12 protein-coding genes and 2 pseudogenes are annotated in these 14,248 nt (G+C 61.8%); 5 read left to right on the top strand and 9 right to left on the bottom strand.

Annotated features, from left to right (window positions below; all coding sequences use genetic code 11):
• Positions 1–413: 413 nt before the first annotated feature.
• From FVF58_RS53360 to FVF58_RS37575, 4 genes and pseudogenes are all read right to left on the bottom strand, one after another.
• Positions 414–854 (bottom strand): annotated as a pseudogene (locus FVF58_RS53360) (CoA-transferase); the annotation flags it as partial.
• Positions 855–905: 51 nt separating this feature from the next.
• Positions 906–1,949: a glutathione S-transferase family protein gene (locus FVF58_RS37585; protein ID WP_149674751.1), complete on the bottom strand. Its 1,044-nt coding sequence runs from the start codon at positions 1,947–1,949 to the stop codon at positions 906–908.
• A gap of 68 nt (positions 1,950–2,017) precedes the next feature.
• A complete protein-coding gene (locus FVF58_RS37580) occupies positions 2,018–3,616 on the bottom strand; it encodes an amidase (RefSeq protein ID WP_246217363.1) in 1,599 nt (532 codons plus the stop codon).
• Between the two features lie 48 nt (positions 3,617–3,664).
• Positions 3,665–4,576 (bottom strand): LysR substrate-binding domain-containing protein, encoded by a 912-nt coding sequence (locus FVF58_RS37575; RefSeq protein WP_149674817.1) that lies wholly within the window; start codon positions 4,574–4,576, stop codon positions 3,665–3,667.
• A 151-nt stretch (positions 4,577–4,727) separates the two neighbouring features.
• On the opposite strand from FVF58_RS37575, the pseudogene FVF58_RS37570 reads away from it, so the two are divergent.
• Positions 4,728–5,154 (top strand): annotated as a pseudogene (locus FVF58_RS37570) (transposase); the annotation flags it as partial.
• A gap of 119 nt (positions 5,155–5,273) precedes the next feature.
• Here the strand turns inward: FVF58_RS37570 and FVF58_RS37565 are convergent.
• Positions 5,274–6,182 carry a SphA family protein gene (locus FVF58_RS37565; protein ID WP_149674750.1) on the bottom strand — a complete coding sequence of 303 codons (909 nt, stop codon included), beginning with the start codon at positions 6,180–6,182 and terminating at the stop codon, positions 5,274–5,276.
• A 178-nt stretch (positions 6,183–6,360) separates the two neighbouring features.
• Positions 6,361–7,044, bottom strand: coding sequence for a nitroreductase (locus tag FVF58_RS37560; protein ID WP_149674816.1), 684 nt, complete (start codon positions 7,042–7,044; stop codon positions 6,361–6,363).
• A gap of 260 nt (positions 7,045–7,304) precedes the next feature.
• Between FVF58_RS37560 and FVF58_RS37555 the strand changes: the two genes are divergently transcribed.
• The 3 genes from FVF58_RS37555 (at position 7,305) to FVF58_RS37545 (ending at position 9,976) form a co-directional block, all read left to right on the top strand.
• Complete coding sequence (locus tag FVF58_RS37555) at positions 7,305–8,423, top strand: iron-containing alcohol dehydrogenase (RefSeq protein ID WP_149674749.1); 1,119 nt, start codon at positions 7,305–7,307, stop codon at positions 8,421–8,423.
• A 172-nt stretch (positions 8,424–8,595) separates the two neighbouring features.
• Positions 8,596–9,504 carry a tryptophan 2,3-dioxygenase gene (locus tag FVF58_RS37550; RefSeq protein WP_149674748.1) on the top strand — a complete coding sequence of 303 codons (909 nt, stop codon included), beginning with the start codon at positions 8,596–8,598 and terminating at the stop codon, positions 9,502–9,504.
• Positions 9,505–9,562: 58 nt separating this feature from the next.
• Complete coding sequence (locus FVF58_RS37545; RefSeq protein ID WP_149674747.1) at positions 9,563–9,976, top strand: glutathione S-transferase family protein; 414 nt, start codon at positions 9,563–9,565, stop codon at positions 9,974–9,976.
• 93 nt (positions 9,977–10,069) lie between these two features.
• On the opposite strand, the gene wrbA is transcribed toward FVF58_RS37545, so the two are convergent.
• The 3 genes from wrbA to FVF58_RS37530 form a co-directional block, all read right to left on the bottom strand.
• A complete protein-coding gene (wrbA, locus tag FVF58_RS37540) occupies positions 10,070–10,696 on the bottom strand; it encodes an NAD(P)H:quinone oxidoreductase (protein ID WP_149674746.1) in 627 nt (208 codons plus the stop codon).
• A 17-nt stretch (positions 10,697–10,713) separates the two neighbouring features.
• Entirely contained in the window at positions 10,714–11,664 is a 951-nt protein-coding gene (locus FVF58_RS37535) for a ring-cleaving dioxygenase (protein WP_045239060.1), read from the bottom strand.
• A 630-nt stretch (positions 11,665–12,294) separates the two neighbouring features.
• Positions 12,295–13,056 carry a bestrophin-like domain gene (locus FVF58_RS37530; protein ID WP_149674745.1) on the bottom strand — a complete coding sequence of 254 codons (762 nt, stop codon included), beginning with the start codon at positions 13,054–13,056 and terminating at the stop codon, positions 12,295–12,297.
• An 897-nt stretch (positions 13,057–13,953) separates the two neighbouring features.
• On the opposite strand from FVF58_RS37530, the gene FVF58_RS37520 reads away from it, so the two are divergent.
• A partial coding sequence (locus FVF58_RS37520; RefSeq protein WP_149674744.1) for an IS110 family transposase occupies positions 13,954–14,248 on the top strand: 295 nt, incomplete at its 3' end.

Raw genomic sequence — 14,248 nt, 5'->3', positions numbered from 1 at the left:
TGCGCTTTTGATCTACAGAAATCAAGCGATTGCGGTTCCATTGGTCAAGGCGATGGGCGGGCATTCACGGCCAAAAAGCGAGCTTCACGGTCGAAATCCCCAATCGAACCGAACGTATTGAAACACCGCCGAATGGTAGCCGCGTGGAGAGAGCGAAGGCAGCACTCGATGCCCGTTGACAGGATATAAGAGACGTCCGAGGGGCCGAGGTCCTCGATTGGTCAATGGCCGGACATGGCCCACGTGCTGCCGGATACGGTTGGCATATGTGATCGAACAGCACCTCTGGCTGTGATTGGCTGGACCCGCCTCTTTATAGATGGTCCGTCCCGCTTTCATCGTATCGATCCGGCGAAAATGCAGTTCCTCCTGGCTGACCGTCGCCGGGAAGCAGGAATGTTGCGAAGAGCAGGTCAAGCCGCACTCCCGACATCGAGCGGCGCGCCGGTTTTCTGCTGAATTTCCTCGACCGTCACGCCATCGGCCAGCTCGACGAGCTTCAGGCCGTTGTCGCTGACATCGATCACGCCCAGATCCGTGATGATCCGATCCACGACGCCCACGCCCGTTAGCGGCAAAGTGCATTCTTCGAGAATCTTGTGCTGATCGCCGTTCGCGACGTGCTCCATCAGCACGACCACGCGCTTGATGCCCACCACCAGATCCATCGCGCACATCGGATTGAAGTGGCGCGCGGTGCGCCGGTAGATCAGGTTGCCCGATTTGTCGGCCTTGCATGCCTTGACCAGCGTGACGTCGGCCGTCAGCGAGTGTTCGAGCACGTAGCGGTGCTCGCCGAACTGGCGGGTTTCCTTGCCCTCGGCGATCAGCGTGCCGAAGCCGGTGTTGGCCCATTCCCCTCCAGCCGCAGGCACCGGCATTGACCGGTGCCTGCGGCTGGAGGACTACACCGGCACCACCTCCCCGCAGCCGGCAATGACATGCATATAGCGCGAAGGCGGCATGGAATCGACCGTGGCCTGGACCGCTTCGGTGCACAGGGACGGACACTTGGCCAGCGCATCAACATATCGCTCGACGTTGGGCAGGTTTTCCCACATCGACGCAAGCCCCAGATATGCCATCCGGACCAGGTTGACACCCCACAGCACATCGCCGAGCGAGAATGATTCCCCCCTGAAATACGGAGATGACGAACCAAGCGCATGGTCGAGGTCCGTCAAGAGGCCCGCGACGTGCTGACGTGCGGCGCGCTGAAATCCCGCATCGTGGCAGACCGACTTGCCGCCCCGCTCCTTCGCGATCTTCGCGCGATAGGCCGCAACGAGCTCCGCATCGTCGGCATTGGCGTCAATCATGGCTTCGAGCGCCTTGATCTTGTAGTCGTAGACCGTTTCCATCGCCGTCTTTAGCGCTTCAGGCCGCAGGTCGGCATCGGGATGAAAGCCGTAGAGCAAGGTGCCGTTCGGGATCTGATCGACGATGCTCACCTGGTGCATCACGTGGACACGCACATCGGCATCCTCCGGCACGAGATCAACGGGATCGCGCGACACCGCATCGAGATAGCAGCAGATCCGTTTGGAATCGGCAATGACACGGCCAGCCTCGTAGTCCACAAGCAACGGGACCACGCAGGGATCAAAGCCTTCGGTCTCCACCGAAGTACGCCCGCTATAGCCGCTGACAAGGTCCCGTCCCACTTCCCGGCCTGCAAGCAACCGCAGTCGGACGTAAGGCGGATGGTAGTGCTCGGCTGGAACCACGCCCTCCGGACCCATCGAACCGAGGATCATCATATTGTTCGAACGGTACGGCAACTGCTTCTCGAACAATACCGTGCGCACTTTCTGTGAGCAGAGCGAACTGGCCGCGTGGAACAGTTCGAAGCGCGGGCTGGCGTCACTACCCACAAGAGAGATTCGCGCGGGGTCCGCGATGGCGGCACGGGCACCGGCCGTCATATTCATCAATTTGTCATGGCTCATTGCTGATTTCCTGGCACTCAGGTTTGGCGGTATCGTTCATCGTTGTCTCCTGGTAGTGGGGTTGACGTCTATCGACGCTTGTGGGCGCTGCCCGTTCGGAGCATCAGCTCCATCTGCTGTGCGATCTGCAGCAGCGCACCGTCGTCGCCGGGCTTCGCAACGATCTGCAATGCAGCGGGAAGGCTGCGTTCGCCGGTCGCGAGAGGAATCGAAATGGCAGGAAATCCCGCGACATTGAACGGTGCCGTATAGGTCATCAGCGCCTCTCGGACCGTGCCGGTCCAGGCGCCAATGCTCACGGTGCCGGCATCGAGATGCGGTGCGGTGCACGGGCATGTCGGCAGCACGAGATAGTCAACCGTCGACATCACCTCGTGCAGCCTTGTCGTGAAACTTCGCCTGGTCTGCTGGGCCGCCGCATAGGCGCGCAGGTCCATGGTTTCGGCGCGTTTCAACCGGTCGACGGTTTCCGGGTTGTAGCGCGTCGAGATACGGTCCCAGTCGTTGCGGCGGAAATGCTCGATGCCGCCTTCGATCAGGACGATGCTCGCGAAGGCACCGAATACCGCATCGAACAGACCGGACGTGCTGACGTTCACGCAGGCAAAATCTTGCGCCAGCCGCTTCATCGCGCCATCAAATGCCGCCGCAATTTCCGGACTGAGTGGAACCGGTGCGATGTCACGAATGACGCCCAGCCGTGCGGACAGCCACGCATCGCTCTCGGGAACCTTGATGTCCATGGCATCGGCGAGCAACAGCACGTCATCGACCTGCTCGCCGAGCAGACCAACGTGGTCGCAAGTGGGCGCCAGGGGGAACACGCCGCGCGTGGATAACGTGCCGAGCGTGGGCTTGTATCCGACGATACCGCACAGCGCGGCGGGAATCCGGACCGAGCCGCCGGTATCCGTGCCCACGCCCGCCCTGATGGCACCGTGCGCAATCGCCGCCGCGGCGCCACCACTGGAACCCCCGGGTATGCGCGCATGGTCCAGCGGATTCAGGGTATCGCCAAACCTGGCGCTGGCGGTTGTCACGCCCCACGCGAATTCGTGCGTGGTAGTCTTGCCGATGATGATCGCGCCGCGTTCCACCAGTGCTTTCACGATGTCGGCATCGGCGTGGGGCAGATGGCCGAGATAGGCTGCGGAACCGTAGCGGGTCTCCATGCCCTTGGTGTCGATCAGATCCTTGACCGCGATGGGCAGTCCTTCCAATGCCCGCTGCCGGCTTTCGCCATAGCGGCGATCGCTTTCCGCGGCCGCCTTCAGCGCACGGTCCCAATCGATCGCCGAGAATGCATTGAGCAGCTGCTTGCTGGCTTCCGCGCGTTCGAGTGCCTGCTCCGTCAATGCCGTCGCGGTGATCTGCCGCGTGGCAAGGGCATCCAGCGCGTTGCGCAAGCCCATGGAATGCGGGGCCGTCGTTCGGGATGGGCGCCGGATGCCATGCTGGTCGAGCGACACGACAGCCGTCGGCAGTATGTCGTGGCCCCGGAAGATCGCGTCTTGTGGCAGGCAGTTCAGCTGGTTCATGTATTCCACTCCATGGTGACGTTGCGGTTGGCTTATCCCTGGGAGGAAACGATAGTTGATCGGCTCGGTCTTGGAAGCTGGCTGGCGCCGAACACAGCGTCCACGAATATGGAACGCCCGGCGGGCCACACGGGGCGTGGCCCGCGTAGCATTCGAGCGAGAGGAGGTAGTGCCGGGTCAGCGGCCGTCGAACGCGGTGACCTTGGGCAGCTCTGCGGCGAGGAAATCGACCAGCGACCGCACCGCGGGAAGCAGTCCGGTCCGATAGGGCATGAGGGCGGAGATGCGCGCATCCGCGGCGATCCAGCCGGGCAGTACTTGCCGCAGCACGCCAGCCTGCAGCTCGGACCGGCAGATATACCCGGGCAGGGCTGCCACGCCAACGTTGGCGCAGGCTGCCTCCTTCAGGGACATCATGCTGTTGCTCTGGAATCTTGGCTCGATCGGGAGGATGACGAGCCTGTCGTCGGGGCCGCGCAGTTGCCACTGCAGCGGCCCTTTGCGCACCATCGAGACGATGGCATGGGATGCAAGTTGCTCCGGTTCCTCCAGGCGTGGCATCCGTTCGAGGTAGTCGGCACCCGCAAACAGGTACCATGGCGCCCTGACAATGGGCCGTTGGACCAGGTTGGAATCCTGCAGTGCCGAGGTATGTCCGCGCAGCGCCAGGTCGAAGCCCTCGCCGACAACGTCGACGAGCCTGTCCGTGGCGATTTCCACGATGCTGACCTTGGGATGGCTGCTCAGGAAGGTCGGCAGGACCTGGCGCAGCGCAAACTGCGCAAGCTCGACCGCTACCGTCACGCGAATGATCCCGCTGGGTTCCGCGAGCCTCTGGCGCATTGCCTGTTCCGCGACGTCGGCGCTCTGCAGCAAGGCGACAGCGTACTGGTAGAACTCAGCGCCTACGTCGGTCAAGGCAAACTGGCGCGAGGTCCGGTTGATCAGGCGAACGCCCAGCGAAGCCTCCAGCTCCTTGACCCTGTGACTTAACGTGGACTTGGGCAGCCCCAGGCTGTTGCCGGCAGACGTAAAACCACCGCGGTCGACCACTTGCACGAAGTGAAAAACGTCTTTCAGGTCCAGCATCTGGCTGCCTTGATAGCGGTTGGGTTGGGCCAATGGTGTGTGCTTTCCATCGATGGTACTGCAAGGGGTGCGCGCAGTGCCACGGTCGAACGCCCCCAATGACCGCCATTGCCGTGGCCGGCGCCCGCTCGCGCCGCGACCGTCAATGCGCCCGAACCCCACGGATCGCGGCAAACCTGGCAGCAAACGACACCACGTCGCCGTAGACCGGCGCGGCGTTCCTTTGGCGCCGGCCGTGACCGGTTCCAATCGGCACGACTCGGTTGCCTTCGAAGACCTGCTCGATGCAATACCGGCGGTGCCATGCCTGCCCGGCCGACTGCGAAGCCGCCCTGACAAACTGCACGCCGACAAGGGGTACGACATCGCAAGGAGCCGTCGGCATCTGCGCAAGCGAGGCATCTGCCAACAACGACCGCCTTGGCAAACATCGCTGGGTTGTCGAGCGCACGCATGCGCAGCTTGCCGGCTTCGGCAAACTGCGCATGCGCTTCGACCGTCGCCCCGATATCCATCTCGCTCAGCCCAGGCTCGCCTGCGCTGTCATCTGCTCCCGATTCGTTGAGGAGTTTTATTAGTGGTCCTTAGCTTGACAGACAGCTACATCCGGAATGCTGCTGGTTACACGGGCTGATATCACCCGCCAACAACTGTTGCTCAAACAATTGCGGACCGAGGCTGTGACGCAGCATTGCGATCAAAGAGGGAAGCACAGTTCAACCCAATACTTGTTGCCTTGCGGCCGATTCTGCACGTCGAACTCGCGCTGATACTTGAACACAATGCCGGCCGCCGGCGACCACATGTATCGTAGTTGCGGCCCGACTGCGATAGCTTTTCCGCGAAACCCACCCCCTGCTACGGGCATGCCGTCGACCTTGTCATCGGTGAACTGCTTCAGCACATATCCCTGAAGTCCGAGCTGGAACTTGCTGTTAAGCGAATAGCCAACAAGATACTCAAGTGCTGCAACAGCGCCAGAGTGATATCGAGTCGCTGAATTCGGTGAACTGATTTCTACGAGCGTGGTGGTAGAGACTTCAACTGCGGGCGTGGGGAACCATGTCGTACTGAGTTGCGGCGTTAGCGCATATACATTCCGGCCAGTGTTCGCCACTCGGTTCGGCGAGTAGGACCCGCTCGGCACTGAAATTTCGGTGGTGAGGTAGGCGAAGAATGATCGCGATGGATTTGAATAACCGATGTACAAGGGCTCAACGATGATGTCTCCAATTCCATTGCGCTTGTCGCTGCCGCCTGGCGTGTCCGTCCGAATATGAACGAGCGGGACGATTACGCCACTAGACAGAGTAAAGGGGCCAAATTTAGTGCCCCATGTGTGAACGATACGCGGGGCGTCAATAAACGCCTTCAACTGGAACCCGGGCACGAGACCTTCTCCATGCGGGCCAGCGAACTTTCCGGCATCGTAGTAGAGCGTGTAATTGTAAAACTGGGTTTCACCAGGCGGTGGCAAAATTCCGTTCAATACGGTATTGACGCCAACAGGGTAACTGATCTGACCATTCTCGGTTGCCTCGGCGTTCGAGGCCAGCAAGCATGCGAGCGCAACCACCGCAGAAAACTTCGCGGGCACTTTAATCACGTCTCCTCCGTCTCCGTATTCTATTTTTCGGCTGAGGGCTCGGGGCATCCGCATCAGCCGGTGAAGCGCACCTGCCATAACGATTCGACATCTCCACAACCTGCCGAAACTCGCTGACGATGGCTATCGCCTGTTCGCGCTTTTCCAGGTCAAGGAGCGGCCTGGACGGTTCCGCGTGTCAGTGATCGACGAACGAGACGAACTCGTCCAGTTCCAGCTTGCGAAGTGCCATGTTGTTTTCCGGAATACTGTTGTCTGCATAGCCGAGTGACATTCCGGCCACGATCATCTCCCCGTCGGGAATGGCAAGGCCTTCACGAAGGACCGCCGATTGCAGCGACCAGATCTGCTGCGGGCAGGTGTCCAGCCCCCGGGCGCGCGCGGCCAGCATGATGTTCTGGAGAAAGCAGCCGTAGCAGATGAAGCTGGCCCATTCCAGGCGCCGGTCCATGGTGAAGATCAGTCCCACTGGCGCATCGAAGAACCGGAACTGCCGTTCGACGTCGCGCCGGCGCCCGACGATATCGCTCCTGTGCACGCCCTGCGCATCGCCCAGCATCCCGCGAAACGTATTGAAGCGCGACGAGAATGGCGCCGGTAATTCCTTTGGAAAGAACGGGTAGTCGGGCGCCAGTCCCTCAGGATCGGCGCGATACGCCTCCACCGCAGCTCCCGCAATCTTCTCGCGAGCCTTTCCGGTCAGCACATAGCAGCGCCAGGGCTGCGTGTTGCTCGAACTCGGCGCGTATTTCGCGACCGACAGGATGTCCCTGACAGTCTCGATCGGCACCGGCTGGTCAAGGAAGCCGCGCTTGCTGTGGCGTCCGCGAATCAGCGCTTCTGTAATCTGGATTGCCTCCATCTTCATGTCTCCGTTCTCGTGGTGGGGGGTCGCTACGGTGGAAAGGATCATAGACACGTCCCCTGCCTTGTGAAGAGGGCAAAACTTGAAAGCTTCGTCCGGAAACAACGAACGACAGGCGCCCATTCGCACACGTCCAGCGTCCAAATTCCTGGACGCTCTGTTCCCCAATCCCGCGCGCACGTGCGAACCCGATTCGCCTATCTTCCTACTCGGGATCGGAGCCCCGATCGCATACGAAAACACGGTGGAGAAGTGGAATGAACCAGTTGAAATGCTTGCCGCAGGAAGAGATTGTCTGGGGACACGGCGTGCTGAAAACCGTCGCCCCCTCCATGGGGAACTACGGCATCCGCCGTCCGATGACGTTCACAGTGGAATTCCTTGAGGCATTGAACCGCGAGCACCTGCAGCCTGCCATCGGCGACGGCGTGGGCACCTTCACCGGCCTGCCGCCGCATGTGCCCGATTTCGCTGTACGCGACGGACTGCGTGCATGCATCGAGGCCAATGCAGGATCGATCATCGCCGTCGGCGGCGGCTCTGTACTAGACGCCGCAAAGGCAGTTTCCTACCAGCATTTCCAGCAGACAGGCCGCTACCTGCCCATTGCCGCGATTCCGACGACCCTGTCGGGTTCCGAGTTCTCCCACTACTTCGGCGTGACGGAAACGGACGGTCCCCAGAAGTTCAAGCGCAGTTATGCCGTGCGCGAAACGACACCCAGGCTGGTGGTGATCGATCCCCGGATGATTGTCGACACGCCACGTATGCTGCTGCTGAGTTCGGCCATCAAGGGAATCGACCATGCGGTGGAAGGCATGCGCCGAGTCGACGTGGATCACCCTCACGCCATTCTGGCCGCCAGGGGCGTGGAGCGCTTTCTTGCCGTGCTGGAGAAGTGGCCGCGCAAGCTCGAAACGCGCGAGGCCATCGCGGGAGGCCACGTGTCGACCGACGACCTGTTGCAGCTTCAGCTCGCTGCGTGGCAGTGTTACTTCTATCCTGCTTCGGTCATCTACGGCCTGAGCCATCGTATCGGGCACATGCTCGGCGGGACGTTCGGGGTACCGCACAGCGTGACATCGTGCATTGCTCTGGCGCCGGTTATCCGCGCCTGCGCCGATGCCTATGGCCGAAAGCTTGAGATTTTCTCCACGGACCGTGGCAGCCGCACGGCCGCCGCATTCCTCGCTGACCGCATTGAGGCAACCGTGGACGCACTGGAATTGCCGAGCCGGCTCGGCGACCTCGATTTCGATCGGGCGAAGCTTCCCGAGATGGCGGCCCTGCTCAAGCAGAACTATCCCTCCGAGGTCAGCGACCTTGGCGAGGATGCCGGCACGAAGCTGGATTGGCTGCTGGAGAGCCTGTGGTAATGACCGGACAGCCATCCTACCGCTTCCCGCAGCCCGTCGGCCTGCGCCACGCGCTCGATGCCCTCGCCAGTCGGCAGATCACCGCAACAGGCCTGACGCAGATGGAGTCGATGCTGCGGACCGCCGCCGTTCCACAAAACTTGCCCGCCCCCACCACCACAAGGAGTCCAAAGTGAACGATACCGTCAAGCCCTCATCCCCGGCACCGGCCGGAACGCCAGCCGGGCATACGCCATACAGTGACTGGCTACAGACAGACGTGCTCCACTCGCTGCAGCACCCGGTCAGCGATCATCCCGGCGAGCACGCCTGGATCGTATCGGCGCAGGTGTCCGAGCTCTACTGGATGCTGATCATCAAGGAAATGCAGGCCGCGCAGGCGCAATTGCGTGCCGATGACCTGACCGGGGCCTGCCGGACGCTGCGGCGCGTCGTCGCCCACCACGAGCCGCTCAATGCCACATGGCGCTCCATCGCGTGGATGACGCCCGTCGACCTGCTGGCCATCCTGTCCTGCGTGGGCCCGAAGTTCGGCAAAGACACCGCCCTCCAGGGCTGGACGTACCGGCAGATGGTCTACCTGCTCGGCATCAAGCAGGGGGAGCACCTGCAGCACTTCCTGCCGCAACCCCGGCGCTGGGAACAACTCAGCAGGGCGTTGGCAGAGCCGAGCCTGTATGACGACGTGCTCGCCCACCTGAGCCGCAAGGGCTTCGCCGTGCCGGCGGTGGTACTCGACCGCGATTTCAGTGTGCCCTACTCGCCGGACAAGGCGGTCGAGAACGTCTGGCGCGACGTCTACGCCGACCCGGACAAGCACCGGGAGCTGCAGCAGCTCGGCGAGACGCTGGCCGATATCGCGGAGGGATTCTCCGAGTGGAAGCACCTGCACCTGATGGCGACGCGCCGGACGTTCGGCGCCCGGCCGGCCTACTTCGGCACCGAGGGCATTGCCTGGCTCCTGCCGACCATGAACGAGATCCCATTCCCGGAACTCTGGTCTGCGCGCGGCATCATCGGCGATCCACCTGCGGTGTGTCCGCACGCGCGCGGGCAGGGAAACGCTCGGGCTGCGGAATAACGCGCTCAAGACGATCACGGAAACAGTCTACGATCACAAGATCGCGGCGCTCGAGTCGATGATCGTCGATGCCGGGGACGCAGGAGTTGTTGCCGCCTGCCGCACCAGGATCGCGAAGAAACTCGGCGGCATTGCGGTTCGCCGCGATGCCGCATTCCAGCGCACCGCACGCCATCACGTCGAAGGCGTGTTGACGGCGCTGGACCGCACGCCGGGTTCCGCACCAGCCCCGTATCTCGCGGGATGCGCGTTCGCCCTTGGGGATGTGCTTTGGGGTGTCAACCTGGTGCGGCTGGCGTATCTGGGGCTCACGTCGAGGTGCGACGACCTGCCCAACGTTGCCCGCTATTTCGATGCACCGGTCAAGCGCCATTCCCTCTGCACGGAGACGGTCCGCGCCATGATCGACTTGCTACCGCCATCGCGCCAGATCGATGCCATGGCAAGCTGCATGGAGACAGCGCCAACCTGAGCGGTTGCCATCGTGTCGTCGGCCTGTGCCGACGCAAGAATCGGGCGGAGACTGCGAGTCTCCGCCCTTTTTTTACTATCAGGCTTTTTACTTTCAGGCTGCCACGTGCTGCGGCTGGACGTGCAAGGCACGGGCGATGGTCGTCACCCTGCGGCCCTGGAACCGGGCAACCGCCAGGTGATCGTCGTCGGGCTTCACCGCGTCACGCTGCGAGACGTGAGTCGCGCCGTACGGGGTGCCGGCCTTGAACATCGCCGCGTCGGCATAGCCCAGCGGCACGATGATCAGGCCCAGGTGCGCCATGGGCGCATAAGTCGCCAGCAGCGTGGCTTCATTGCCGCCGTGGCGCGAGGACGTCGAGCCGAAGACCGAGCCCACCTTGCCATTCAGTTTTCCCGCGAACCAGAGGCCGCCGAGCCCGTCGATATACGCCTTGAGTTCGGCCGAGATCGACCCGAACCGCGTCGGCGTGCCGAACACGATGGCGTCAGCCCACTCGGCATCGGCTTCGGTCGGGGCCTCGTATTTCGTGTTCATCTCCGTGGCGTTCTCGAGCCAGCCCGGCGCCTGTCGCATGACGTCGGGGCCGACAACCTCCCGCACACGCCGCATGCGGACTTCTGCGCCAACCTCGAGGGCTCCCTCGGCGACAGCCTTGGCCAGCATCTCGGTGGAGCTGTTTCGTGAGTAGAAAACAACCAGTACTTTCGGCTTTTGCATGGTGATCCCCGGCAACGTCATACAGAGATGGGCTCGAGCCGGCCCAGCAGCTCGTCCTTGCGATCCGCCAGCCACGGCGGGAGCTGGAACTCCTCGCCAAAATGGCCGGGCTCTTCATCGATCGCGAAGCCGATGTCGGTGGTGGTCGCCTCGAACATCACGCCGCCGGGCATCTTGAAGTACATCGAGCGGAAGTAGTTGCGGTGCACCGATTCGGACGTGTCGATGTAGCCCAGGGCAAACATTCTCTCCTTCAGGATCGCCTGCTGTTCCACGTTGTCCACCGCGAAGGCCACATGGTGGACCGTGCCTTCGCCGTAGATCGACGAACCCTGGTGCCGGTCCGGCTCATGCAGGAACTCGACGATCATGCCCGGGCCGCCGTTGTACGTCTCGAAGCGGTAGTAGGATCCCGCCTGGCCTGCGTTCCGGAAACCGATCGCTTCGCTCATGAAGCGGATCGATTCGGCGACTTCCCGCAGCGACAGCGTGATGCTGTGGACGCCGCGGATGGCATGGGCTTCGGGGATATCGCTGGCAACGCAAGCCGGACGCGAATCGAGATCCGTTTCGACGAGATCGAACTCGATGCCGCACGGATGTTGGAACCGCTGGCGGCGCTCTCCGAAGCGCTCGACGATCTCGCTATCGTACGGCACGTCCATGGCATCGAAACGGCTGCGCCAGAATTCGAGCGAGCCCTTGGGAACCGAGTAGTTGATGACCCGCACCTGGCCCGATCCCGGACGCGCCATGACGCCCCGCTGACGGAACGGGAACGACGTCACCAGCGTCCCTGGATCGCCATTCGCGTTGCCATAGTAAAGGTGGTAGATGGGATCCTCGCCGTCGAGCAGCACGGTCTTCTTCACGAGGCTCTGCCCGAGCAGCTTGACGTAGAAGTCCACGTCCTCCTGTGCGTGCCTCACGCCGAGGGTCAGGTGATGAAATCCCTTGAGCATTAACATTGTCCTCTCCAGTTTGAAATAGGCATGTAGAAACAGCGCATAGCCGCTCCTGTGCAACAGCTTATGACGGCAGATGCCGATTGGGCAGCCGTCACGGGTTGTACGCAGGGTTCGGCAAACCTGGACAATGCCGCCCTGTGAGGCGCGGTGCGCGCGGTGGCGCCGGAGGGCGCAATTCCCGAGGCCGTCGGCATTGAAGGTTCAGCGCGCCTGGACAGTAAGCGGGTTACCTTCGGAGGTAACCGTCGTTCTAGATGGGGCGCGTCCGTAATGGGGTGGTTCCAGCGCCTTGCGCATGCGGTATGTGGTGCCCGGTCTCGTACCGGCACGGATAGAAGTTGGTCCGGGCAACTGCCCCGGATTTCAGCGCCCGGCCTCAATGCTGTTAGAACACTCGTGTGATACGGAGGAGTCCAGAATATCTGATCGGGCAGGTTATTCACTGCCGGCCAGCGTCGTGGTCATAACCGGCGACCCGCCGGCCGGCCGTGGATAACTTGCCGCGCTAGCCAACGGGAGATGACTGACGAATCTTGACACGAGGAGTCATATCGACAGGACAACTGTCAGGTCGCCGTGAGTCTGTGGGTCGCAACGCAACGCGGCAGCCTGCAGTCGGGGATTCCGTGGCTACTGGCCAAGCATGGTGAGCGCCTCGCGCACCGGCGCAAGCGAGACAGTGATACTCCCGCCGAGCGGCGTGTTCATTTCCAGGATCAGAAAAATTGCGATGGATGTGGATACCGCGCCCAGAAAAAACGTCGTGGTGACAGTCGTGTTGGGGGACGTGAACAGGCCAAACGAGCCGAAGATGATGCACAGCCACAACACTAGCGTTATGAGTAGTGACATGGGGGTTGAGCCTGCTGCTTGCAGCAGCGCAAGCTCTCGCATCGCCAGCCCTTCGCTGGCGAGTTGGATGGCGACCGCCTGTAGCCGACGTTGCTCTTCGCTGTGCGGCGAGAGTTCCGCCAGCCTGCGTTGAATGTTTTCCCCCCGTCTAAGCTCCTCGGGACTACGCATGCTTGCCAACTGATCCGGGTCGCCAGAAGTGGCCTTCTGGATTCCCCTGGCGACGAACTGCTTCAGCAAGGTACGGATCTCCTGCGTCTCCGGCCCATATTGGGCCAGTGTGCGATCGAGCAGAATGATATGGGTGGCGTCGCGTACGACCGCAGTGTTCGCGGTATCGAACGAACTTTTCGCCGACGAGATCAGCAGTCCCAGCACTATCGCGGCCATCGTGGCTATCAATCCGATCGTCAGTTTGATGACACCGACCGATTCATCGCTGAGATGGCGCTCGGGCAACAGGGAGTGCAGATACAATCCGAGCAGTGCGCTACCAAACACGCATGCAAACACAATGACGGCAATGCCTAGATGGTGCACCGTTCGATTCTCCGTTTCTGTATGTAAGCGTGGTTGCCTTCTCTGTATGCCTTGCCGCTGCTTTCGCGCTCTGATGCCGATCTGGTGCGATTGCTGTGCCTGGTGAGTGCAGCCGCTTGCGGCCCGGAACACGTCCCAGCGCGACAATGGTTACGCTAGAGCGGATTCGTCGGTGGATGAGCTTCAATTTGTCGAGCGCCCCGGTGGCAATCAGGGATCATATCTCACTCAACCTCGTCCTCGGCGGACGCCCCAACGATTATGGGAATATGCCCATACTGGCCGGCGGCCAGGGTCCGAACGGCCGGTAGCTGGGCGCAACAGGGCAGCGGCATGCGTGCGCGGACGGAAGCGGAAAAGGCGGCCCGACGCGTGCTGATCTCCCGTGTTGACAAGCTGCGCTCGTGCTTCTGGCAAGACGCCTATGCGTACCTTCCTCGATTCACTCGAACTCGCCAGGGAGAAACTGATTCCTCACTGAATCGCCTTTCTCAATTCGCTTCTCCGACTATGTGGCGTATCCGTTGAGTCTTCGACACCTGGAAGAGATGATGGCGGAGCGCGGAATTTCGGTCGACCATTCAACCGTGCATCGCTGGGCCATCAAGGTGTTGCCGGTTCTGGAGAAGCAGCCAGTTTTCGCCGAAAACCGCACACGGACCATGAACCCGGATTCGGCTATTGTTAGATCACGCGTAGTGGTTCCTGGCAGCGTAGCTGAGAGGCCTCTGGTGCATCCGACACCGGTTGGATTGCCCGTGGAGAAGACTGGCTCTGGTCATGATCAGTCGCACATTTTGGTGAGCCTTGCTTCCCGCTGGAAAGATTTGTTTTGCCTATGACGTGACCAGGCCAGGGCCACCGCGCGCATGGTGATGCCCAACTGTGGAGGTCGCGATGTCACAGGAACTCCCGATGCTCGATCCATTAGCCGCCTTCGTGGACGTCGGCAGCGAACACATGCATGTTTCGGTGGGCGGCAACAGGCCGGAGGTGTTCGGTACCGTTACGTCGCAGCTGCACGCGTTGCGCGACTGGCTGCTCGCACAGGGCGTGCATTCGGTCGCGGTGGAAGCGACCGGCGTTTACTGGTTACCGTTGTACGGTGTACTCGAAAGTGCCGGTCTGGACGTGCGCATGGTCAATGGCAGGCAGACACGCAACCTGCCGGGCAGGAAGACCGATATGGCTG

This window comes from Paraburkholderia panacisoli (genome assembly GCF_008369935.1).
GTDB classification, from domain to species: Bacteria; Pseudomonadota; Gammaproteobacteria; order Burkholderiales; family Burkholderiaceae; genus Paraburkholderia; species Paraburkholderia panacisoli.
Note: the sequence above shows the minus strand (reverse complement) of the source record. Positions and strands in the feature narration are given on the sequence as shown.